Origin of the sequence: Caloramator australicus RC3 (assembly GCF_000297115.1) — a bacterium.
GTDB classification, from domain to species: domain Bacteria; phylum Bacillota; class Clostridia; order Clostridiales; family Caloramatoraceae; genus Caloramator; species Caloramator australicus.
Map to the genome: position 1 here is coordinate 1 of NZ_CAKP01000147.1, position 1444 is coordinate 1444.

Genomic DNA, 1444 nt, shown 5'->3' on the forward strand with positions numbered 1-1444 from the left:
TTCATCAAGCTCAGCAGCGTCGATAATCTTTTTTAATATATTTTCATCTATCAAAAAAGTTTTGCCCAAGGTTTTTGTTGAATTTAAAAAACTCAAAAATATTTAACTATCTCCATGGTTTTACTCTTTAGTCCCATCTAATTTCACCTCTATTTTTGTGAACTACCCCCACTTATAGAAGTGGTGGCTTCGTGGTCAAGGTAACTTCTGTTACCAGATTACCCACGCTCAAAGGGCTGTTCCTTCCCCATATATACCAATCACATGGCTAATTTTAGCAAATTCTTGCTTGCATTTATATCTCTATCATGAACTGCACCACACTTTGGACATTTCCATTCTCTCAATGCTAAATTCTTTACATCAGGATTTTTATATCCACATTCACTACATGTTTGACTTGATGCATAATTTTGTGGTGCTATTATTATTTCTCTGCCATACCATCTTGCTTTATATTCTAACATCCTTCTAAATTCTGCCCATGATACTTCTGTTATTGCTTTGGCTAATTTATGATTTTGTTGCATATTCTTTACCTGTAAATCTTCTAAAACTATCACTTGGTTTTCGTGTATAATTTTAGAAGATAATTTGTGAAGAAAATCTTTTCTTTGATTTGATATCTTTTCGTGTAGTTTTGCAAGTTTTTGTCTTGTCCTTTCATAGTTTTTACTTTGCTTTTGCTTTCTTGATAATGATTTTTGTATAATTTTAATTCTTTTTTCTGTTTTTCTTAACCATTTTGGATTTTCTACCTTTGTTCCATCAGATAAAATAGCAAATTCTTTAATTCCTAAATCTATACCTACTTTTTTATCTATTTTAGGTAATTCTTTAATTTCTTCTTCTACAAGTATAGAAGCATAATATTTGCCTGTTGGCGTTTTTGATATAGTTACAGATTTAATTTTTCCTTCAAATTGTCTGTGTTGTTTTATTTTTATTTTTGTCTTTAACTTTGGAACTTTTAGATAACTACCTTCAAGTGTTACTGTCCCATTTTGATTATTTGTAGTATAAGACTGGTAACCTTTCTTTTTCTTGAACTTTGGAAATCCTATTTTCTTATCTCTAAAAAAGTTTTTATATGCCTTCTCTAAATTAAGCTGTGCATTAGCAAGGGCAAGGCTATCTACTTCCTTTAGAAACGGATATTCTTTTTTATATTGTGCAGGTGTATTGTTTAGCATTTCCCCTGTTTTTTTATAGTATTCTATTTTGTCATGTAGCATTTTGTTGTATATAAATCTTACACAACCAAATACTTTAGCAAAATATTCTTCTTGTTCTTTTGTTGGATATATCCTGTATTTATAAGCCTTTAGCAAAGTTACACCTCTTTCCCTTGCTTTTCTATATATTTTTTAATTACTTCTAATTGTACACCACACCTGTTGTAAGTAAACAGTAACTTCTTGACCAAAAATATTCTTTCCATAAT

General features: G+C 29.8%; 1 protein-coding gene and 1 pseudogene. Both read right to left on the minus strand.

The annotated features are described in order from the left end of the window. Window positions 1-260: 260 nt before the first annotated feature. The gene (gene tnpB / locus CAAU_RS13375; protein ID WP_008909975.1) at window positions 261-1331 is read right to left on the minus strand and encodes an IS200/IS605 family element RNA-guided endonuclease TnpB; all 1071 of its coding nucleotides are present in this window, start codon (window positions 1329-1331) and stop codon (window positions 261-263) included. Window positions 1332-1333: 2 nt separating this feature from the next. Beyond that, window positions 1334-1444 (minus strand): annotated as a pseudogene (locus CAAU_RS14715) (transposase); the annotation flags it as partial.